The organism is Pseudonocardia bannensis, assembly GCF_012911875.1.
In the GTDB taxonomy this organism is placed as follows: domain Bacteria; phylum Actinomycetota; class Actinomycetes; order Mycobacteriales; family Pseudonocardiaceae; genus Pseudonocardia; species Pseudonocardia bannensis.
In genome coordinates this window covers 65,138-86,116 of sequence record NZ_JAAXKZ010000009.1, presented here as the reverse complement: position 1 = coordinate 86,116, position 20,979 = coordinate 65,138, and the positions used below count along the sequence as shown (strand labels likewise).

Here is a 20,979-nt window from a genome sequence, read left to right as displayed (position 1 = left end):
GTGGAGCACCCGAACGTCCCCCGGCTGGACCAGCACTTCGTCTACAACGCGCTCAACACCATCGCCGCGCTCGTACGGACCGACCCGACCCGGGCTCGCGAACTGCTGCTCGGCTTCGCCGACCTCTCCCGCGCTGCCGACCAGCCCGCCGACACCACGACGACGCTGGGCGAGGAGATCGCCGCGGTCCGCGCCTACCTGCAGCTCGAGCAGGCGCGCTTCGGCAGGCGGTTGCAGGTCGAGGTGACCTTCGATGCCGCGCTGGACCAGGTGCCGGTTGCACCACGGTGCGTGCTGGCGACGGTGCGCGCGACGGTGCAGCAGCGCATCGAGCCCCGGCTCGAGGGCGGCACCGTGTGCGTGACCGCCGAGGCCGTCGGCCCGGACTGTGTGGTGAGCGTGGTGGACGCCGGTGTCGGGGAGCCGGTACGGCTCCGGGTCGGTGCGGTGCCCGCCTCCGATCACTCCGGGTATCACGCACTGTGACGTAGACCGTCACGGGACTCCTGCTGCGCGTTCTGGATCGATTACCGGATACCGTGCGCCCATGTTGGGCCTCCCCGAGGGCACGCGCGCGTGCCTGTTCGACCTGGACGGTGTCCTCACCGACACCGCCGGTGTGCACGCAGCCGCGTGGAAACAGATGTTCGACGAGTATCTACGTGCCCGCGCCGAGCGCGACGGGACCGCGTTCCGCGAGTTCGACGTCACCGCCGACTACGCCGCCTACGTCGACGGCCGGCCCCGGCTGGAGGGCACCCGGGAGTTCCTGCGCTCCCGGGGCATCGAGCTGCCCGCGGGCGGCCCGGGTGACCCCGCCGACGCGGAGACGGTCCACGCGCTGGCGGCCCGGAAGAACGACCTGGTCCAGGACAAGATCCAGAGCGACGGGGTCGACGTCTACCCCGGATCGGTGCGTTATCTGCACGCCGTCCGCGCCGCCGGCCTGCGCACGGCGGTCGTGTCGTCCTCGGCCAACGCGGCCCAGGTGCTCGAGGTCGCAGGGCTGAGCGACCTCGTCGACCATCGCGTCGACGGGGTGACCGCGAAGGAGCGCTCGCTGCCGGGCAAGCCCGCCCCGGACACGTTCCTCGCCGCCGCGGCCGACCTCGGCGTCGACCCCGGTGCGGCGGTCGTCTTCGAGGACGCCCTGGCCGGGGTTGCGGCCGGTCGTGCCGGGAAGTTCAGCTCGGTCATCGGCGTTGACCGACTCGGGCAAACCGACGCGCTACGTCGGCACGGCGCAGACGTCGTTGTTGACGACCTCGCCGATCTGCTGGAGGAATCATGACTGCGAGCCCGGATTCGGGCCGCCCGTTCACCGTCGAGCCGTGGGTCGTCCGTGAGCCGGCGCTGCACCTGGAGGCGTTGGGGCAGACCGAGTCGGTGTTCGCGCTGTCCAACGGGCACATCGGCCTGCGCGGCAACCTCGAGGAGGGGGAGCCGCACGCGATCCCCGGCACCTACCTCAACTCGCTGTACGAGCGCCGACCGCTGCCCTACGCCGAGGGCGGCTACGGCTACCCCGAGTCGGGTCAGACGATCATCAACGTCACCAACGGCAAGCTGGTACGGCTGCTGGTCGACGACGAGCCGTTCGACCTGCGCTACGGCCAGCTGCGCCGCCACGAGCGGGTGCTCGATCTGCAGGCCGGGACGCTCACCCGCGAGGTCGAATGGGTTTCGCCCGCCGGCAAGGCGGTGCGGGTGCGCAGCGAGCGGCTGGTGTCGCTCACCCAGCGCGCGATCGCCGCGATCAGCTACGAGGTCGAGGTGCTCGACGAGCCGGCGCTGCTCGTCGTGCAGTCCGAGCTGGTGGCCAACGAGCAGTTGCCGCACATCGACAACGGCGACCCGCGCGTCGAGGCGGCCCTCGCCGAGCCGCTGGTGGCCGAGCAGCACCGCAGCGACGAGGCCGGCGCGACACTGGTGCACCAGACCCGGCAGTCCGGGCTGCGGCTGGCGGCCGCGATGGACCACGAGGTCCACGGCCCCACCGGCACCAAGATCACCTCGGAGGCCACCGAGGACATCGGCCGGACCACCGTGATCACCCGGCTGAAGCCGGGGGAGACGCTGCGGGTCGTCAAGTACCTGTCCTACGGCTGGTCCTCGCGGCGTTCGCTGCCTGCTGTGCACGACCAGGTGCGCGCCGCGCTGGCGGCCGCCCGGTTCACCGGATGGGAGGGGCTGGTCGCCGAGCAGCGGGCCTACCTCGACGAGTTCTGGAGCACCGCCGACGTCGAGATCGAGGGTGACGCCGAGCTGCAGCAGGCGGTTCGGCTCGCGATCTTTCACGTGCTGCAGGCCGGCGCGCGCGCCGAACGCCGGGCGATCGGGGCCAAGGGCCTGACGGGCAACGGCTACGACGGGCACACGTTCTGGGACACCGAGACGTTCGCCCTGCCCGTGCTCTCGCACCTCGCCCCGGACGCGGCGGCCGACGCGCTGCGCTGGCGGCAGTCGATCCTGCCGCTGGCCCGTGAGCGGGCCGAGCAGCTCGGACTGGCCGGGGCGGCGTTCCCGTGGCGGACCATCCGCGGGCAGGAGTGCTCGGGGTACTGGCCGGCGGGCACGGCGGCGTTCCACATCAACGCCGACATCGCCGACGCGGTGCGCCGGCACGTCGCGGCGACGGGGGACACCGAGTTCGAGCGCGAGGTCGGCCTCGAACTGCTGGTCGAGACGGCGCGGCTGTGGCGCTCGCTGGGTCACCACGACTCGTCGGGGGAGTTCCGCATCGACGGCGTGACCGGTCCCGACGAGTACACGGCCATCGTGGACAACAACGTCTACACCAACCTCATGGCCCAGCTGAACCTGCTCTACGCCGCCGAGGTCGCCGCCCGGCACTCGCGGGCCGCGGCCCGGCTCGGGGTCAACGCCGAGGAGATGGCGAGCTGGCGGGACGCCGCCAAGTCGATGCGCATCCCGTTCGACGAGAACCTGGGCGTGCACCCGCAGTCGGAGGGCTTCACCGACCACCAGGTGTGGGACTTCGAGAGCACGCCGCCGGAGAAGTACCCGCTGCTGCTGAACGTCCCGTACTTCGACCTGTACCGCAAGCAGGTGATCAAGCAGGCCGACCTGGTGCTGGCCATGCAGCTGCGGCCGGAGGCCTTCACCCCCGAGCAGATGGAGCGCAACTTCGCCTACTACGAGGCGATCACCGTCCGGGACTCCTCGTTGTCCGCGGCGACGCAGGCCGTCGTCGCGGCGTGGACCGGGCACCTCGACCTCGCCTACGACTACCTGGCCGAGGCCGCGCTCGTCGACCTGAACAACCTGGCCGGCAACACCGACCACGGCATGCACATCGCCTCGATGGCGGGCACGTGGACGGCCGTCGTCGCCGGGTTCGGTGGGATGCGGTCCGACCGTGACGGGATCTCGTTCGCCCCGCGCCTGCCACCGGTGCTGGGCCGCATCTCCTTCGGCCTGAACTGGCAGGGCCGGCAGCTGCGGGTGACGATCACGCCGGAGGAGGCGGAGTACCGGCTGGTGAGCGGTCCGCCGATGCGGCTGCGGCACCACAACGAGCCGCTGGCGCTGGCCGACCAGCCGGTGACGCGGCCCATCCCCCCGGCGCCCGTGGCCGAGCCCGTCGAGCAGCCGTACGGTCGAGCGCCGCGACAGCGGCACCCCGGCTGATCCGCGGCGCGGGCCGGTGGGCTCGGGGATGAGTCGGTTCGACCGTGACGGGGTATGCGGGGGCGCTGATGAAACCGTCAGCGCCCCCGACACGGAAGGACGGGCATGGACCCCGATCGCGCCCGACGACTGCTGACCGCCGAGCTGTCCGACCTCGACGCCCGCGCCTCCTTCGCCCGCAGGGAGGAGGAGCAGGTGCAGGACGACCCGGTGCTGGGCACGCACCCCGGCGATCACGGCTCCGAGGTCGCGACCCGGATGGACAGCCACCTGCTCTCGGACACCATCGGTGAGCAGCGCCGTCGCGTCCTCGAGGCGCTGGAGCGTCTCGACGACGGTACGTACGGCCGCTGCATGGTGTGTGACCGCGAGATCGACGACGAGCGACTGGAGATCCGCCCCGAGGTGCGGACCTGCCGCGAGCACGCCGACCAGGACCCCCACGGGGCGACCTGACCGGGCGGTGAACCGGCCCGGGGTTCGGACGTCGGCGGCGGGGGTATCTCCCAGCGCGTGACCGCCCTCGGCTCCGAGACGCCTGTCGAACTGGTTCGGGTGGACCCGGCGTCGCCCGGGTTCGCCCGGCGCCGTTGCGGGCGGGGTTTCAGCTACACCGATGTGGACGGAGCGCGTCTCACGGACCCGGCCGAGGTCGGGCGGATCAAGGCGCTGGTCATTCCTCCGGCCTGGCGCGACGTGTGGATCTGCCCGGACCCCGCCGGGCACATCCAGGCGGTCGGGACCGACGACGCGGGCCGCCGCCAGTACCTCTACCACCCGGAATGGCGCCGCCGCCGCGACGCCGAGAAGCACGACCGGGTGCTCGAGCTCGGCCGCCGGCTGGCCGACGTGCGGGTCGAGGTCGTGCGCCGGCTCGGCGAGCGCGGGCTGGGCCGGGATCGGGTCCTCGCCGCGGCCGTGCGCATGCTCGACGTCGGGGTGTTCCGGGCCGGGGGCGAGCAGTACGCACCGGACGGCGAGGACTCCGACGACTCCGACACCGATGACGGCACGGGCGGCACATTCGGGCTGGCCACGCTGCGCCGCGAGCACGTCCGCCTCCGACGAGGTGCCGTGTGCTTCTCCTACCCGGCCAAGGGCGGCGTCCCGCGGACCCTGGAATTGCGGGATCCGTTGCTGCGCAGGGTGGTCAACTCGCTGTTGCGCCGGCGCGGGGGCGGTGAGGACCTGCTCGCCTACCGGATCAGGCGCGACTGGCACGACGTCCGGTCCGAGGATCTCAACATCGCGGTCAAGGAGCTCGCCGGCGAGGCGTACACCTGCAAGGACCTGCGGACCTGGAACGCGACCGTGCTGGCCGCGGCGACCCTGGCCGCCGCGGCCGCCGACGGCGGGGTGCCGAACGCCGCGCGGTCCCGCAAGCGCATGATCAACGCGGCGATGACCGCGGTGTCGGAGCACCTGGGCAACACCCCGGCCGTGGCGCGGTCGTCCTATGTGGATCCTCGTGTGCTCGAGCGGTTCGAGGACGGGCGGACGGTGCTCACGTCCGTGCGCCGGCTCGGCGACACCGATCTCGCCGACGACACGAACCGGGCCGCGCTCGAACGGGCCGTCGTGCGCCTGATCCGCTCGTCCTGATCGCGGGAGGCTACTTCTTCCTCAGGGCTCCGGGCTTGTGCACCGCGTCGTTGCCGCTCTTGTCGCCGCCCACCCGGTACCGCGGCTCGTCCTTCGACGCCGTCACCGTTCGGCCGGCGGCCTCGGCCTCGGTCGTGATCTCCTCGACGACCTCGCCTCGGCCGTGCCGCCGTGACTGTTCCACTCGACCTCGTCGCCCTTGCGCAGCCTCTGGTCGTCCATGAACCCGGGATACCCGCTCCGTAACCGCGTGCAACCGTTTGGTCCCGACCCGGTCGGGTAATCACCGGCGGAAGCAGCCCGGAGGGCGGCTGCTCCGGGAGGGGAGTCATGGCAGGCAAGTTGGACGGCAAGCGCATCGCGATCCTGGCCACCGACGGGGTGGAACAGGTCGAGCTCACCCGGCCCCGGGACGCGGTCACCGCGGAAGGCGCCCGCGCCGAGATCGTCTCGATCGCCGACGGTCAGATCCAGGCGATGAACGGTGACATCGAGCCGGCCGACCGGTTCGCGGTCGACGTCACGCTGGACAAGGCGCAGGCCGCCGACTACGACGCGCTGATCATGCCGGGCGGGACCGTGAACGCGGACCGGCTACGGATAAACGAGAACGCCCGCAGTTTCGTGCAGGAGATCTTCCGCGCGGGCAAGCCGGTCGGCGCGATCTGTCACGCGCCGTGGACGCTGGTCGAGGCCGGCCTCGTCCGGGGCCGCACCCTCACCTCGTACCCGAGCCTGCGCACGGACATCCGCAACGCGGGCGGGACCGTCGTGGACGAGGAGGTCGTCACCGATCAGGGCCTGGTCTCCAGTCGCAACCCCGACGACCTCCCCGCGTTCTGCGCCAAGATCGTCGAGGAGTTCGCCGAGGGCAGGCACGCGGTCCACGCCGAGGGCGCCACCGCGGGCTGAGCCGGCCCGTCGCCGAGTCCGGGTACCCGTGGAGGTGCCCGGACTCGTCCGTGTCTCCCGAACGGGGTTCTGGACGGTCGGGAAGGGTCGGCGGTGAAAGCGCCTGGGGGCGACGACGGGGCCGCCCCGCGTTGCGGAACGGCCCCGTCGGGATCGGGCTCAGGACGGCCGCGCGACCTCACCGTTCTGGGGGGCGCGCTGGACGTCACCGCGCCACGCACCCTCCTCGTGGCGGCGGGCCTCGATGAACTTCTTGAACTTCGCCAGGTCGTCCTTCGTCCGGCGCTCGACGACGCCCAGCGCGTCGCCGACCTTCTCGGTCACTCCTTCGGGCTGGTAGTCCAGCTGTAGCGTGACCCGGGTGGTGTCGGGGTCGATCCGGTGGAAGGTGACGACCCCGGCCTGGTGCACACCGTTCCGGGTCCTCCACGCGACGCGCTCGTCGGGGTGCTGCTCGGTGATCTCGGCATCGAACTCGCGCTTCACGCCACCGATCGAGGTGACCCAGTGGGTGTGCGTGTTGTCGATCTGTTCGATGCGGTCCACACCCTCCATGAACTGCGGGAAGCTCTCGAACTGCGTCCACTGGTTGTACGCGGTGCTGACGGGGACGGCGACCTCGACACTGTGCAGAACGTTGGTGGTCATGTCTTCCGCGTACCTCACCTGGAATCGCGCCAAACATTGGCCACGTAATGTCAGGACTCGTCCTCGGTCATCCGCCGGCGTAGCACGGCCACGGTCTGTGCGAGCAGCCGGGAGACGTGCATCTGCGAGATCCCGATCTTGTCGGCGATCTGGGTCTGGGTCATGTTGCCGAAGAACCGCAGGACGAGGATCGTGCGCTCGCGCACGGGGAGCTCGTCGAGCAGCGGGGCCAAGGTCTGGCGGTACTCGACCTTGTCCAGCTCCGAGTCGGCCACCCCGAGGGTCTCGCTCAGCGCCGCGTCCGCGCCGGCGACGAGCTCGTCGAGCGACGTGCTGCGGTAGACCTGCTGGGCGTCGAGTCCCTCGAGCACCTCCTCGGTGTCGAGCCCGAGCCGGGCGGCGATCTCACTGGGCCTCGGGGCCCGGCCCAGCTCCTGTGACAACGGCCCGATCGCCCCGTTGATCGAGCCCTGCAGCTCCTTGAGCCGCCGGGGCACCCGCATCGACCAGGTGCGGTCGCGGAAGTGCCGGCGGACCTCGCCGGTGATGGTGGGGACCGCGTAGGACAGGAAGTCGATGCCCCGGCCGGGGTCGAACCGGTCCACGGCGTTGATCAGCCCGACGGTACCGGCCTGCTCCAGGTCGTCGACGGGCTCCCCGCGGCCGGCGAAGCGGCGGGCGATGTGCCGTACGACCGGCAGGTATCCGGTGACCAGCTTCGACCTGAGCTCCGCGCGCTCCGGTGCGTCCGGCGGGAGGTCGGTGAACTGCGTGAACAGACCCATCAGGTGCGCGTACTCGGAGTCCCGCTCGGAGTCCCGCGCGGCGTCGGTGCCAGGAAGTGACTGCTGGTCAGACACGATGCCCCATGAGCCAGCAGGACGGGGGAGGGCGCACGGAGTGGCCTACCCGCTGCCCCGGACGGGGAAACTCGGGCGCTGGTACGTTGGATAGTCGCTCGGTCCGGGGCTGCAGGTCGGCCGGGCGATCGTCGTCCCTCCCCTCGCGAAGGTGTTCTGCTCGTGTCGAATAGCGCGCCGTCCCTGAATCCGCGCGATCGGCGTACCGAGAACGAAGGCGATCCCGCCGGCCCGGCCCACCCGGAACCCGACGGTGACGGGCTCGCCCACGAGCAGGAGTACGTGGCGATGCTCTACGGCCGGTTGGACGAGCGACGCCGCGAGACCGCCCGGCGGCTCTCGGAGGTGCTGCACGGCGAGACCGTCGGCACGCCCCAGGCGCTCACCGAGCGCGACGCCGCGGCGGCGATGTACACCGACCGGCTGGCCGCGCTGCGGGCCGCGGAGCACGGGCTGGCCTTCGGCCGGCTGGACACCGAGGAGGGCGAACGGCGCTACGTCGGCCGGCTCGGGCTGCTCGACGAGGAGCACGAGTACGAGCCGCTGCTGATGGACTGGCGGGCGCCCGCGGCGCGGCCGTTCTACACCGCGACCGCCGCATCGCCCGAGGGCATCCGGCGGCGTCGGCACCTGCGCAGTCGTGGTCGCACCGTCACCGGCATCGACGACGAGGTGCTCGACCTGTCCGCCGCCGAGCAGGGCAGCCGGTCGGGTCTGACCAGCGAGGCCGCCCTGATGGCCGCGGTGACGCAGGCGCGCACCGGACGGATGACCGACATCGTCGCGACCATCCAGGCCGAGCAGGACCGCATCATCCGCTCCAAGCCGTCCGGGGTGCTGGTCGTGCAGGGTGGTCCGGGCACCGGGAAGACGGCCGTTGCGCTGCACCGGGCCGCCTACCTGCTCTACACCCACCGCGACCGGCTGGCCCGGCGAGGGGTCCTCGTCGTCGGCCCGAACGCGACGTTCCTGCGCTACATCGGCCAGGTGCTTCCCTCGCTCGGGGAGACCAGCGTCGTGCTCGGCACCGTTGCGCAGCTGCACCCGGGGCTGCACGCGCGCCGCCCCGAGTCCACCCGGACCGCCGCGATCAAGGGCCGTGCGGAGATGGCGCAGGTGGTCGCGGCGGCGGTGCGCGACCGTCAGCAGGTGCCGCGACGGCCGATCGAGCTCGTGGTCGAGCAGCAGAAGGTGCGCCTGGACCGCGACATCGCCAACCAGGCCCGCACCCGGGCCCGGCGGTCCCGCAAGCCGCACAACGAGGCCAAGCGGATCTTCCACCGGGAGGCGATCCGGCTGCTCGCCGAACAGGTGAGCCGGACTCTCGGCGGGCGTGGTCTGCTGAACGCCGGAGACCTCGACGACATCCGCGAGGAGCTGCAGGAGAGCCGGGAGCTCACCCGTGCGCTCGACGAGCTGTGGCCCACCCTGTCCGCCGAGCAGTTGCTGACCGAGCTGTTCGCGGACACCCGCCGGCTCAACTCGGTGGCTCGGCGGATCCCCGCCGAGGAGCGAGCGCTGCTGGCCCGGCCGGCCCCGGGGGACGACGTCCCCTACGACGAGCGGTGGAGCCCGGCCGATGTCCCGCTGCTCGACGAGGCGGCCGAGCTGCTCGGTGACGACGGTTCCGCCGCCGCCGCCGCGGCGGCGGCCGCACTGCGCGAGGAGGTGGAGTACGCGCAAGGAGTGCTCGACGTGCTGGATCTGGAGGAGGATCTCGATCCGGAACTGCTGCGCGCCACCGACATCGTCGACGCCGACCGGCTCGCCGAGCGCCAGCAGGTGCGCCGCTACGACTCCACGGCCGACCGGGCCATGGCCGACCGCGAGTGGACCTACGGCCACGTGATCGTCGACGAGGCCCAGGAGCTCTCGCCGATGGCCTGGCGGCTGATCATGCGGCGGGTCCCGAGCCGCTCGATGACCGTGGTCGGGGACATCGCGCAGACCGGAGACCTGGCCGGCGCCGGGTCGTGGGGCGAGGTGCTCAGCCCGTTCGTGGCCAACCGCTGGCGGCTCGAGCAGCTCACGGTGAACTACCGGACGCCCGCCGAGATCGCCGACGTCGCCGACGATGTGCTGGCCGTGATCGACCCGGGCCTCGCCCCGCCGAGTTCGGTGCGCAGCACCGGGGAGCCGCCGCGTGCCCTGCGGGTTCCGCCGGGCGAGCTGGAGGGCGGCCCGGCGCTCGCCGAGATCGTCGCGCAGGAGCGGGAGGCGGTCGGCGAGGGCCGGGTCGTCGTCCTCGCTCCCACCGAGCGGGTGCCCGCGCTCCGTGCTCACCTGCTGGGGTCGGACGTCACGGGCGGCGACGACCGCGACGCCGATCCGGAAGAGGACCTCGAGGCGCCGGTCGTGGTGCTGCCGATCACCGCGGCGAAGGGGCTGGAGTTCGACGCGGTGGTCCTGGTCGAGCCGGCGGAGATCCTGGCCGCGTCGCCGCGCGGGGCCAGCGACCTCTACGTCGCGCTGACCCGGGCGACCCAGCGGCTGACCGTCGTTCACGCAGCCGACCTGCCGTTGATGCTCAAGCGCCTGCGACGCGCGTAACGCGTCCCCGGCCCCGCACCCCCGTCCCCGAGCCGGCGATCAAGGGCGGACGGGGGCCCGCGGAGATCGACTGGCCCCCTTGTGCCCTTGATCAGCGAGGGGGAGCGGGTATCGGCCCGGCGGGGCGAAGGGCGTCCGCAACGCCGTCACCCGGGGCGGAGGCCCCCGTCGGTCCCGGCTGACACCGTTGGCTGCACGCCGGCGGCGGGGCGGAGGACCTCGTCGTCGGCGTTCCAAGGAGGTCACATGACGACGGCGATCCGCTCCGTGGTCCTGCCCTCGGGCGAGACCATCGCGGCGCTCGGCCAGGGTACCTGGCACCTCGCCGAGGACCCGGCTCGCCGCGACACCGAGATCGCCTCGCTGAGGCTCGGGCTCGACCTCGGCATGAACGTGATCGACACCGCCGAGATGTACGGCGACGGCGCGGCCGAGGTGCTGGTCGGCGAGGCCATCGCCGGGCGCCGCGACGAGGTGTTCCTCGTCGACAAGGTGTTGCCCCACCACGCGACCCGTGTCGGCACCGTGCGCGCCTGCCAGGCGAGCATGGCGCGACTCGGCACCGACGTGATCGACCTCTACCTGTTGCACTGGCGGGGTGCCATCCCGCTGGCCGAGACGCTCGCCGGTTTCGCCGAACTGATCGCGGCGGGGTCGATCCGCTACTGGGGCGTCAGCAACTTCGACACCGACGACATGGCCGAGTTGGTCGGGATCCCCGGCGGGGAGACGGTCGCCACCGACCAGATCCTCTACAACCTGACCCGCCGCGGGCCCGAGTACGACCTGATCCCGTGGTGCTTCGACAACGGCATCCCGATCATGGCCTACTCGCCGATCGAGCAGGGACGGCTGTTGGGCCACCCCGCGATCGCCACCGTCGCCGGTCGTCGCCACGCCACCCTGGCGCAGATCGCGCTGGCCTGGGTGCTGCGGATGGACGGCAACAACACGATCCCCCGGGCCGGAACGCCCGAGCACGTCCGCGAGAACGCCGCCGCCCGCGACATCCGGCTCAGCCCCGAGGACCTCGCGCTGCTCGATTCGGCGTTCCCGCCACCGACCCACAAGGTCCCGCTCGAGGTGCTCTGAGCTGGGGTGATGAGTCCCGGTCAGGTCCGACGATCCGGCGCTCGAGCTGCGCCGCGGCCGTGGCGCCGCACAGGTCCGTCGCGATCCGGCGCGCGGTCGCGAGCCCGATCCGCCTCGCCCCACCGGTGATCAGCGCGGGGCGGTCGTCGAGACGCCGGATCCCGCGAGCGCTCACCGCTCCGCCTCCCGTCGCCGGGCGGTGGCGTGGTCGACCAGGGCGGTGACCAGCCGGACGTCCGTCACGTCCTGCTCGGGATGCCACTGCACCCCGACCGCGAACCGGTGTCCTGCCAGCTCGACGGCCTCGATCGTGCCGTCCTCGGCCCGGCCGCTGGCCACCAATCCCTCACCCAGCCGGTCGATGGCCTGGTGGTGGTGGCAGTGCACGAGGGCCCGCTCGCCGAGCAGGGCGGCGGCCCGGCTGCCGGGGGACAGCCGGACCGCCGTGGGGCCGAACACCCCCGGCGCGGGATTGTGCCGGTGGTGCCCGAGCACGTCGGGCAGGTGCTGGGTGAGGGTCCCCCCGAGCGAGACGTTGAGCAGCTGGGCGCCGCGGCACACCCCGAGGACGGGCAGCCCCCGCGGTAGTGCGCGGCGCACCACGGCGAGCTCGGCGGCGTCGCGCTCGGGCCGGACGGCCCCGGTCTCCGGGTGCGGGTCCGCGCCGTAGTGGACGGGCCCGATGTCGGGGCCGCCGGTGAGGATCAAGCCGTCGAGTGCGTCGACGGCGCCGGCGGCGGCGGGTACGGGCGGCAGCAGCACCGGTGCACCGCCGGAGGCGATGACGACGTCGACGTAGCTGCGCGGCAGCAGCGCCGCCTCGTGGTCCCAGATCCAGTACCGGGCCCGCTCGCCGTACATGGTGAGCCCGATGACGGGCCGGCGGTTCCCGCCGGGGCCACAACCGGCTCCCGGGCCGTTGTCAGAGCCGTTCGAGCCCACGCGCCCGCTCCCAGTCGGTCACCGCGGCGTCGAAGGCGGCCAGCTCCACCCGCGCCGTGTTCGAGTGGTGCTCCACCATGTCGTCGCCGAACGCCTCACGGGCCACCTTGCCCACGCCGAACGGTTCGGCGGCCCCGCGCGGTGTTGCCGGCACCGGCTCGGCGTCCGGACGGTACGCGTAGGTCAGCTCGCGCAGGCAGGCCTGCCGGCCCGCGATGAGGCGGGCGACCAGCGGGGAGAAGCCCTGCGACCGGCCCTGCACGTCGGTGAAGGTGTGGAGGCGATGCTCGTCGACCAGGACCCGGAGGCTCGCCAGGGAGATCCGGCCCTGGTGCTGCGTCATGGCGATGACCTCCGTCCTGAACGGCGGGGAGCCGACCGTACCGGCGGTGATCGCCGTTCGGGAACGCCGAAGCGGACCGGCGTTCCCGGGAGCCGCTCCATCCGGACCCGGACGGCCGGGGCACCGGCGGGCGCCGGCATCCCCGGGGTCGGCTCGGCGAGGGCCGCTCGGTCACGGTGGCGGCCAGGTAGCGGTCCGCCCCGGCGACCGCGAAGGCCTGTGGGGACGTGTCGAGCGATCCGGCCCGGGCCCAGCCCGCGCCGCCGGACGTCCAGACCGTGCCCGTCTCGTCGATCCGGCGAGGGCGGCCTCTCCACCACCCCCGGTGCGAGGGGCGTGGTCGACCAGCACCAGCCGGGCGGGCGGATGGTCATGCGCGTGAAGGTGATGCCACCGTCGCGGCTCTCGACCAGCCCGTCCGCCGTCGTGGCCAGCACCCGCCGCGGTCGGCGGGGTCGATGGTGAGGGCCGCGGTGGACAGCGTCGCGCCGCGTTGCCAGGTGCGGCCGGAATCGTCGCCGCGCAGGACCGGGCCGTCCAGGGAGTTCCAGCCGTAGACGGTCGCACCGGCCGCGGTGAGGGCGTGGAGATCCGCCTCGCCGTGCAGGGACACCGAGGTCCACGTGCGGGCCGCGTCGGCGCTGACGATCCGTCCCAGGTGTGCGGGCCCGGGCTCGCGGAGAGGTGAAGCCCGTCGTGTCCTGGTGGCGGTCGGCGATCCGCTCCGGCCCGCCCGGGGCGAGCCGGAAGACCCCGTGGTGGGTCGCGGCGTAGACGAGACCGTCGGCCGGGTTCACGTCGAGGCCGTGGACATGCCCGAAACCGGGGTCGGCCGCCACCGGGGCGGAGGGTTGCGGGCCGGTGGCGGCCGGCCAGGGTGAGCAAGGCGCCGGTGGCGAGGGCCGCGAGGGTGAGCAGGAGAACGAGCACGCCGACGACACCCGGGCAGGCGCGGGGAGCACGGCGTCCGATCACCATCGCCGGCCGTCATGCCCGACAGCCCCAGAGGGCCGGCGACGCCCCGAACGCGTCCTCCATGCCGTGCGCGCGTCCGAGCCTGCGCGCAGGTGGGACAACGCGCGCGTGGTGCTCGACCGACGGCGAACGCCGGGGGCGGTGGTCCGCTACGTGTCGGGAGCCGAGGTGGCGAGGGTGTCGAGGATCTGCTGGCCGTACTTGGCCAGCTTGTTCTCGCCCACGCCACTGATCGCGCCGAGTTCGGTGAGGCTCGAGGGGGTCGTGGCCGCGATCTGGCGCAGGGTCGCGTCGTGGAAGATCACGTAGGCGGGTACGCCCTGCTCCTTGGCGGCGGCGGCCCGCCAGGCGCGGAGCTGCTCGAACACCGGCGCGGCCGCCGCGGGCAGGTCGACGGGTGCGGTGCGGGCCGACCGGGCGGATCTCGCCTTCACCGGCCGCTCGGGATCGCGCCGCAGCATGACCTGCCGCTTGCTGCGCAGCACGTCACCGCTGGCCTCGGTGAGCGCGAGGGTCTGGTAGGTGCCCTCGACCGCGAGCAGGCCCTGGGCCAGCAGCTGGCGGATCACGCCGCGCCACTCGCCCTCGCGCAGCTCGGTCCCGACGCCGAACACCGTGAGCCGGTCGTGGTCGAACTGGGAGACCTTGGCGGTGTGCTTGCCGAGCAGGATGTCGATGATCTGCCCCGCGCCGAAGCGCTGGTGGCGCTCGCGGTCGAGCCGGAACACCGTGGACAGCACCTTCTGCGCCGCGATCGTGCCGTCCCACGACTCGGGTGGGGTCAGGCAGGTGTCGCAGTTGCCGCAGGGCTCGCCCCGCTGGCCGAAGTAGGCGAGCAGCTGGACCCGGCGGCACTGGACCGTTTCGCAGAGCGCCAGCATCGCGTCGAGATGCGCGGACAGCCTGCGACGGTGCGCGAGGTCGCCGTCGGAGTCGTCGATCATCTTGCGTTGCTGCACGACGTCGGCGAGTCCGTAGGCGAGCCAGGCGGTGGACGGGAGCCCGTCGCGTCCGGCCCGGCCGGTCTCCTGGTAGTAGCCCTCGACGGACTTCGGCAGGTCCAGGTGCGCGACGAACCGCACGTCGGGTTTGTCGATGCCCATGCCGAAGGCGATCGTCGCGACCACGATCAGGCCGTCCTCGCGCAGGAAGCGGGCCTGGTTCGTGGCGCGGGTCCGCGCGTCGAGGCCCGCGTGGTAGGGCAGCGCGGTGAAGCCCTGCGCCGCCAGGAACTCGGCGGTCTGCTCCACCGACCTGCGGGACAGGCAGTAGACGATGCCGGCGTCGCCGGGGTGCTCGGTGCGGATCAGCTCCAGCAACTGCCGGCGTGGCTCGTTCTTCGGGGCGATGCGGTACTGGATGTTGGGCCGGTCGAAGCTCGCCACGAAGTGGCGGGCCCCGGTCAGGTCCAGCCGGGTGGCGATCTCGGCGTGGGTGGCCTCGGTGGCCGTGGCGGTCAGCGCGATGCGCGGCACCGCCGGCCAGCGCTCGTGCAGCTCGGAGAGGGCGAGGTAGTCGGGCCGGAAGTCGTGGCCCCACTGCGCCACGCAGTGCGCCTCGTCAATGGCGAACAGCGCGATCGTGCCGCGGTCGAGCAGCCGCAGCGTCGAGGGCACCCGCAGCCGTTCGGGCGCCAGGTAGAGCAGGTCCAGCTCGCCGGCGAGGAACGCGGACTCGACCTCGTGACGTGCCTGCGGGTCCTGCGTGGAGTTGAGGAACCCGGCCCGCACCCCGAGCGCTCTCAAGGCGTCGACCTGGTCCTGCATGAGCGCGATGAGCGGCGAGATGACGACCCCGACGCCGTCGCGCACGAGGGCGGGGATCTGGTAGCACAGCGACTTGCCACCACCGGTCGGCATCAGCACCAGGGCGTCCCCGCCGGCGCAGACGAGCTCGATGATCTCCTGCTGGTTGCCGCGGAACGAGTCGTAGCCGAAGACGCGGTTGAGCACCTGTACCGCGTCGCTCGTCTCGGGACGGGTCTGCGGGGGAGCCACCCGGCGATCCTACGAGGATCGTGCCCGTGCTCGTGGCTGAACCGGCGATGCGATGCGACGGGGCCCGGTCAGCCGCCACGGAGCCCGGCGTGCAGCGACGGTGACCGAGGGCGTCCTCGGCGCCGGTGCGCGGTCGATGAGCTCGCACGCAACCGCCCCGGGTCAGGCCGCTCCACGTTGCCGGGCGCAGGGGCCAGGTGGGGTGGGGGTCGGGGACGTACCAGGTGCGTCCCAGGTGGGCGACGTGCAGGCCCCAGCGCGGTCAGGGACGCGTCCAGCGCCGTGGGTGCGGCCGGGTCGCCCGCGCGGACGACGATCCGGCTGCGCGCCCGCACGCCCGGCCACGGTAGCCGGGCGGTGTAGGTGCGCTCGGGTCCCCGGGTGTGGTGTCGCATCCGGGCCCACCGGTAGGGCAGACCGAGGATCGCCCGGGCGCCGGCGACGACGACCGACCGGTCGGTGTCCAGGCCGAGGAACACGATCCCGCGACGGCCCGTGGCGTCGACGGAGTCGAGCCGCACGTTGGTCTCGAGGAACGTCCCCGCCCACGGCACCGCGGGGCCGTGGGCGAATGCGCTGTCGAGCATCCGGAACGGGATCAGCCCGACGTAGGCGCGGCCGCCGAAGGTGTTCGGCCGGTCCGGGAGGCAGGAACCGGGCGATGCGGTCCGGCTCCACGGGCCCAGTGCCGGAACGCGATATCGCGCCACTCCTGGCGCGGCAGCCGCGGCCGGCGCAGCCGGAGCGCGACGGTGCCGACCGGCTCGGGCAGGCGCCCGGTGATCGTCATGGGATCAGGGTGCCGTCTGCGCGGTCGCGGCCTGGCGGAACGTCGCCGACGAGCGGCGCTCGCCACGGCCGTCCGGCCTCGGCGGCCGGCGGTTCAGGGGGCGGTGATCCGCAGCCCGTCGTGCCAGACGACCTGGGTGTGCTGCTCGATGTCGCGGTAGAGGCCCATCTTCAGGTAGTTGGAGGCGGAGGTCATGTTCGCCCGATAGCGCTTCGGCACGGCGATCCGGCCGTCCCGCCACACCTCGACGAACCCGACCATGGCGCTGCGGCTGAACTTCGCGTGCACCACGTAGCTGTGCCAGCGCCCCGCGTCGATCGGCCCGATGACCGACGGGTTGTCCCACGGATGCCAGACCAGCAGCCGGCCCCGGTCGTCGACGTCGAGGTGCAGGGGCGGCGAGCCCGAACCGGAGTGCCACTGCATCACGATCGAGTAGCCTCCCTTCGTCGGCGGCCGGTAGGTCGCATCGAACTTCAGCGAGAACTCGTACCAGCGCTCGTCGCCCTCGCGAACCGTGGGCCCGGCGAGGCCGTTGGCCGACACCTCGGCCCGCTCCCCGCCGCCGAACGGCGGGATGTCACCGCGCCGGACCTCGAACCGGGCCGCGGTCTCGTGGCCGGGGCCGTCGTTGCGCACCGTTGCCGCGTAGGAGGTCTGACCCCAGCGGGCGCACGAGGCGTTGTAGTTCCGCCATTGGCAGGTGGCCCACTGGCGGAAGTCGCCGGTGTCGTAACCGCCGACGAACAGGACCCGCGACCCGACCGGTACCGCGGCCGCCGGAGCGGGGGCGGCCCCGGCGCCGATCTCGATGTCGGCCTCGATCCGCGCGAGGTCGGGCAGCGTGCGGGCGTGCAGGTCGTGCGTGGCGGCGGTGTGCTCGATGGCGACCTGGGGCGCCACGGCGGCGCAGCCGCTGAGGGCGAGCGCGAGCGCGACGAACAGCGGAACCGTGGCACGGACGCGCAACGCGAACCTCCCGGGTCAGCAGGCCGCGGTCTCACCGCCGCGATCATCATCGTCTTCCCCGCCGGACCGATTTCGATACACCATTCGATCATCGAGTTGATCGAGACCTCGGTGACCGAGGGGGGCTCGTCGCACGCCGCCCGGGCGGGCCCGGGCCCGCCGCAGGGGTGCCGACCGCGCCGTGATCGACCGGACCCGACACGATCTTCCCGGGCACGGGGGAGGTCGGGATCCGCGTCGTCGACGACGGCCCGGGCATCCCGGCCGCCCTGCTGGGCCGGCTGTTCGTGCCGTTCGACCGGCTGGGCGCGACGGCCTCGAGAACGGCGATCCGACGCGCCCCGGTACCGAGCCGCAGGCGCGCCGGGGCACCGGGCTGGGCCTGGTCCTCGCGCGCGGGCTCACCGAGGCCATCGGCGGCCGATTGCAGGTGTGCAGCGTGGCGGGGGAGGGAACCTCGGTCGAGGTCGTGCTGCCGGGACCCGGACAGTGACGAGCGCCACGATCGACCCCGGACCCGCGAGACCGGAATGATCGCGAGAGCTGTGCTCGGGGTTCCGGGTGTAGCAGGGTGTGCGTGGCCGCCCGCAAGGCGCGGCGACGATCGATGCAGGAGGACGCGAACGTGAGCCTGAAGATCGGCTACAAGGCTTCGGCGGAGCAGTTCGGACCGCGGGATCTGGTGGAGTACTCGGTGCGCGCCGAGGAGGTGGGGCTGGACAGCGCGGTGGTGTCCGACCACTTCCTGCCGTGGCGGGCGAACGGCGGGCATGCGCCGTTCGCCCTGGCCTGGATGGCGGCGGTGGGGGAGCGCACCTCGCGCGTCCAGCTGGGCACCAGCGTGCTGACGCCGACGTTCCGCTACAACCCGGCGGTGATCGCGCAGGCCTTCGCCACGATGGGGCTGCTCTACGAGAACCGGGTCATGCTCGGGGTGGGCACCGGGGAGGCGCTCAACGAGATCGCCGTGTCGGGCATGGAGTGGCCCGAGTTCAAGGAGCGCTTCGCACGGTTGCGGGAGGCGGTGGCGCTGATCCGCGAGCTGTGGACCTCCGACAACGTCACCTTCGACGGGCAGTACTACCAGACCGTCAACGCCAAGATCTACGACCGGCCCGAGACCCCGGTTCCGATCTACATCGCGGCCGGCGGTCCGGTGGTCGCCAAGTACGCGGGCCGGGCCGGGGACGGGTTCATCTGCACCTCGGGCAAGGGGATGGACCTCTACACCGAGAAGCTGATGCCGGCGGTGAAGGAGGGCGCCGAGGCCGCCGGGCGCGATCCGGAGCAGATCGACAGGATGATCGAGATCAAGATCTCCTACGACCGCGACCCCGACCTGGCGCTGGAGAACACCCGGTTCTGGGCGCCGCTGTCACTGACCCCGGAGCAGAAGCACAGCGTGACCTCCGCCGAGGAGATGGAGCGCCTCGCCGACGAGCTGCCGATCGAGCAGGTCGCCAAGCGCTGGATCGTCGCCTCGGACCCCGACGACGCGGTCGCCCAGATCAAGCCCTACGTCGACGCGGGACTCAACCACCTCGTCATGCACGGACCGGGCCATGACCAGGAGCGGTTCCTGACCCAGTTCTCCGAGGACGTGCTGCCCCGGTTGCGCGCGCTGACCGGCTGATCGGGTGCGGGTTGTCGGGCTCGGCGGAGGCCTCGGGGCCTCCCGGCTGCGGCGGGCGCCGGCCGCCGTGGTCGAGGAGCCGAGCCTGACGCTCGTCGTCAACACCGCCGGCGATCTGTGGATCCACGGGGTGCGCGTCTGTCCCGGCCTCGACACGACGCTGTACGCCCTGTCGGGCCGCCAGGACGCCGACCGCGGCTGGGGTGTGCGCGGGGAGAGCCGGCGGTGCACGACCGCGCTGCGTGGGCTCGGCGAGGACGTCTGGTCCGACCTCGGCGATCTCGACCTGTCCACGCACCTGCGGCGTACCGGATTGCTGCGTGCCGGCGCGCGGCCGACCTCGGTCACCGCGGCACCGGCCGCGGCGATGGGCGTCACCGCGCGCGTGCTGCCGATGACCGAGGCGGAGGTGGCCACCCGGGTCACCACCGACGACGGCGTCGACCTGCACTGCGAGGAGTTCCTCGTGCGCCACCACGCGGCGGTGCCGGTTCGGGGGGTGCGCTACGAGAGGTCGGCGGGCACCGGGGCCCCGGGTGCTCGACGCGATCGCCGGCGCCGACGTGGTCGAGCTCGGGCCGAGCAACCCGACCGCGAGCCCGGGCCCGATCCTGGCACTGCCCGGCGTCCGCGATGTTCTGCGCGCGGCGGCCGGCCGCACGGTGGCGGTCCGCCCGATCGTGTCCGGGGTCCCGATCACCGACCCGGTGAGCGCAAACGCGCCGACAGCCGGGCCGCGCTGCTCGCCGCGGCGGGGCTACCGGCCACCGCGAGCGGAGTGGCGGGGCTCTACGCGGGGCTGTGCGAGCGGTTCGTGCTCGACACCGCCGATGCGGCCGAGGCCGGGGACGTCGCCGCCCACGGACCGACGCCGATCCTGGCGCCCACCCTGCTGCACGGCGGCGCCCCGCCCGCGACGCTGGTCGACACCGTGCTGGGGGTGCCGACCTGAGCCGAGCGCTCCGGGCGTCACTGGTCACCCCGATGTCCGGGCCGCTGGCCGGTTACGGCCTCGCCGGCGCCGCCGCGCTGCGGCTGTGGGCGCTGTGGGCGTCGGATCGGTACGGGCCGGTCGACCTGACCGTGCACGACGTCCACCCCGACCCGGACGCGGCGGTGCGCGCCGCCGAGCGGGACCGGCCGGACCTGCTGTTCGGGCCCTACGGCAGCGGCCCCACCCGTGCGGTCGCGGTCCGCACCGATCGCCTGCTGTGGAACCACGGCGGCGCCCGGGCCGACGCGCCGAACCTCGTCCCGGTCCTGGCCGCGGCGGAGGACTACCTGGTGGGGGTGCTGCGCCTCGTCCCCGGGGTGGCCGTGGTGCTCCGTCACGGCGACACCGGGTTCGGTCGCGCCGTGGCCGAAGGGGTGGTCGCCGAGGCCGCCCGCACCGGGCGGCCGGTCGACCGGGCGCTGCTGCCCGCCGGGCTACCCCCGGTGCCGTCCGCCGGCGGGCCCGATCCGGCCCCGGACGGCCCGTCGCGGCTGCTGCTCGTCGCCGGCGGATTCGCCGAGGAGCGGGCTGCGGCCGAGGCTCTGCTGCCGGGCCGCTGGCGGGCCGCGGCGTTCGTCGGCGCCGGCGTGGACGAGGTGCTCGCCGGGCTCGGCGACCGCCGCGAGGGACTCTTCGGTCCGGCCCAGTGGCTCCCGGACACGGCGCCGGCGCACCCCGACGAGGGCCCGCCGGTGGCGGAGTTCACCGCCGCCTACCGAGCCGCGACCGGGGACGATCCGCCCTACCCGGCCGCCCAGGCGTTCGCGGCCGGGCTCGTCGCGGCGCGCTGCCTGCGCGACGCGGGCGGCCCCGCCGACGACGCGCTGCTCGCCGCCGCCCGGGCGCTGGACTGCACGACGTTGTTCGACCGGTTCCGGCTCGACCCGGCGGCCGGCCGGCAGGTCGGCCACCGGGTCCTCACGGTGCAGTGGCAGGACGGGCGCCGTCGCGTGGTCGCCCCCGCCGACCGGGCGCAGGCGACACCGCGGATCGGGGGGTCCTGAGCCGCGGGTCCGCGTCG

At 73.3% G+C, this 20,979-nt stretch carries 21 protein-coding genes and 1 pseudogene; 13 read left to right on the top strand and 9 right to left on the bottom strand.

Annotated elements, in window-relative coordinates; translation table 11 throughout:
* From HF519_RS04605 to HF519_RS04585, 5 genes are all read left to right on the top strand, one after another.
* Positions 1–486: histidine kinase (locus HF519_RS04605; protein WP_169410376.1), on the top strand; the 486-nt coding region annotated here is incomplete at its 5' end.
* Between the two features lie 61 nt (positions 487–547).
* On the top strand, positions 548–1,291 hold the full coding sequence (locus tag HF519_RS04600) for a beta-phosphoglucomutase family hydrolase (RefSeq protein ID WP_169410374.1): 744 nt from the start codon (positions 548–550) through the stop codon (positions 1,289–1,291).
* Entirely contained in the window at positions 1,288–3,651 is a 2,364-nt protein-coding gene (locus tag HF519_RS04595) for a glycoside hydrolase family 65 protein (RefSeq protein ID WP_169410372.1), read from the top strand. Before HF519_RS04600 ends, HF519_RS04595 begins: the two co-directional genes overlap by 4 nt.
* Before the next feature lie 105 nt (positions 3,652–3,756).
* The gene (locus HF519_RS04590; protein ID WP_169410371.1) at positions 3,757–4,107 is read left to right on the top strand and encodes a TraR/DksA family transcriptional regulator; all 351 of its coding nucleotides are present in this window, start codon (positions 3,757–3,759) and stop codon (positions 4,105–4,107) included.
* A 57-nt stretch (positions 4,108–4,164) separates the two neighbouring features.
* The gene (locus tag HF519_RS04585) at positions 4,165–5,253 is read left to right on the top strand and encodes a DNA topoisomerase IB (protein WP_169410368.1); all 1,089 of its coding nucleotides are present in this window, start codon (positions 4,165–4,167) and stop codon (positions 5,251–5,253) included.
* Positions 5,254–5,263: 10 nt separating this feature from the next.
* On the opposite strand, the gene HF519_RS04580 is transcribed toward HF519_RS04585, so the two are convergent.
* Positions 5,264–5,437 (bottom strand): hypervirulence associated TUDOR domain-containing protein, encoded by a 174-nt coding sequence (locus HF519_RS04580; protein ID WP_312859896.1) that lies wholly within the window; start codon positions 5,435–5,437, stop codon positions 5,264–5,266.
* Between the two features lie 146 nt (positions 5,438–5,583).
* Between HF519_RS04580 and HF519_RS04575 the strand changes: the two genes are divergently transcribed.
* Positions 5,584–6,165 (top strand): type 1 glutamine amidotransferase domain-containing protein, encoded by a 582-nt coding sequence (locus tag HF519_RS04575; protein ID WP_169410366.1) that lies wholly within the window; start codon positions 5,584–5,586, stop codon positions 6,163–6,165.
* Between the two features lie 159 nt (positions 6,166–6,324).
* Here the strand turns inward: HF519_RS04575 and HF519_RS04570 are convergent, their stop codons facing one another.
* The gene (locus HF519_RS04570; RefSeq protein WP_169410365.1) at positions 6,325–6,813 is read right to left on the bottom strand and encodes an SRPBCC family protein; all 489 of its coding nucleotides are present in this window, start codon (positions 6,811–6,813) and stop codon (positions 6,325–6,327) included.
* 50 nt (positions 6,814–6,863) lie between these two features.
* A complete protein-coding gene (locus HF519_RS04565) occupies positions 6,864–7,598 on the bottom strand; it encodes an RNA polymerase sigma factor SigF (RefSeq protein ID WP_169410392.1) in 735 nt (244 codons plus the stop codon).
* A 237-nt stretch (positions 7,599–7,835) separates the two neighbouring features.
* Between HF519_RS04565 and HF519_RS04560 the strand changes: the two genes are divergently transcribed.
* Both HF519_RS04560 and HF519_RS04555 read left to right on the top strand, forming a co-directional pair.
* Positions 7,836–10,223: a HelD family protein gene (locus tag HF519_RS04560; protein ID WP_498072980.1), complete on the top strand. Its 2,388-nt coding sequence runs from the start codon at positions 7,836–7,838 to the stop codon at positions 10,221–10,223.
* Between the two features lie 246 nt (positions 10,224–10,469).
* Positions 10,470–11,315, top strand: a complete 846-nt coding sequence (locus HF519_RS04555; protein ID WP_169410363.1) for an aldo/keto reductase — start codon at positions 10,470–10,472, stop codon at positions 11,313–11,315.
* A 171-nt stretch (positions 11,316–11,486) separates the two neighbouring features.
* Here HF519_RS04555 and HF519_RS04550 read toward each other — a convergent pair whose 3' ends face one another.
* The 6 genes from HF519_RS04550 to HF519_RS04525 all read right to left on the bottom strand — a co-directional run bounded on the left by HF519_RS04550 (position 11,487) and on the right by HF519_RS04525 (position 17,331).
* A complete protein-coding gene (locus HF519_RS04550; protein WP_312859895.1) occupies positions 11,487–12,257 on the bottom strand; it encodes a gamma-glutamyl-gamma-aminobutyrate hydrolase family protein in 771 nt (256 codons plus the stop codon).
* Entirely contained in the window at positions 12,238–12,600 is a 363-nt protein-coding gene (locus tag HF519_RS32170) for a hypothetical protein (RefSeq protein WP_169410298.1), read from the bottom strand. Before HF519_RS32170 ends, HF519_RS04550 begins: the two co-directional genes overlap by 20 nt.
* A 370-nt stretch (positions 12,601–12,970) precedes the next feature.
* Complete coding sequence (locus HF519_RS04540; RefSeq protein ID WP_169410355.1) at positions 12,971–13,213, bottom strand: hypothetical protein; 243 nt, start codon at positions 13,211–13,213, stop codon at positions 12,971–12,973.
* A gap of 511 nt (positions 13,214–13,724) precedes the next feature.
* Complete coding sequence (gene recQ, locus HF519_RS04535; RefSeq protein ID WP_169410354.1) at positions 13,725–15,572, bottom strand: DNA helicase RecQ; 1,848 nt, start codon at positions 15,570–15,572, stop codon at positions 13,725–13,727.
* 68 nt (positions 15,573–15,640) lie between these two features.
* Positions 15,641–16,282, bottom strand: coding sequence for a DUF2071 domain-containing protein (locus HF519_RS04530; RefSeq protein ID WP_211169531.1), 642 nt, complete (start codon positions 16,280–16,282; stop codon positions 15,641–15,643).
* A 173-nt stretch (positions 16,283–16,455) separates the two neighbouring features.
* The gene (locus HF519_RS04525) at positions 16,456–17,331 is read right to left on the bottom strand and encodes a polysaccharide lyase family 20 protein (protein ID WP_169410353.1); all 876 of its coding nucleotides are present in this window, start codon (positions 17,329–17,331) and stop codon (positions 16,456–16,458) included.
* Positions 17,332–17,512: 181 nt separating this feature from the next.
* On the opposite strand from HF519_RS04525, the gene HF519_RS33200 reads away from it, so the two are divergent.
* The 5 genes and pseudogenes from HF519_RS33200 to HF519_RS04510 all read left to right on the top strand — a co-directional run bounded on the left by HF519_RS33200 (position 17,513) and on the right by HF519_RS04510 (position 20,962).
* Positions 17,513–17,824: an ATP-binding protein gene (locus tag HF519_RS33200; protein WP_369009229.1), complete on the top strand. Its 312-nt coding sequence runs from the start codon at positions 17,513–17,515 to the stop codon at positions 17,822–17,824.
* A gap of 132 nt (positions 17,825–17,956) precedes the next feature.
* Positions 17,957–18,964, top strand: coding sequence for a glucose-6-phosphate dehydrogenase (coenzyme-F420) (gene fgd / locus HF519_RS04520; protein WP_169410352.1), 1,008 nt, complete (start codon positions 17,957–17,959; stop codon positions 18,962–18,964).
* A 4-nt stretch (positions 18,965–18,968) separates the two neighbouring features.
* Positions 18,969–19,617 (top strand): annotated as a pseudogene (locus HF519_RS04515) (2-phospho-L-lactate transferase CofD family protein); the annotation flags it as partial.
* A 125-nt stretch (positions 19,618–19,742) separates the two neighbouring features.
* Positions 19,743–19,916: a hypothetical protein gene (locus tag HF519_RS33195; RefSeq protein WP_369009228.1), complete on the top strand. Its 174-nt coding sequence runs from the start codon at positions 19,743–19,745 to the stop codon at positions 19,914–19,916.
* 32 nt (positions 19,917–19,948) lie between these two features.
* The gene (locus HF519_RS04510; RefSeq protein WP_169410350.1) at positions 19,949–20,962 is read left to right on the top strand and encodes an ABC transporter substrate-binding protein; all 1,014 of its coding nucleotides are present in this window, start codon (positions 19,949–19,951) and stop codon (positions 20,960–20,962) included.
* The last annotated feature ends 17 nt before the right edge of the window (positions 20,963–20,979 follow it).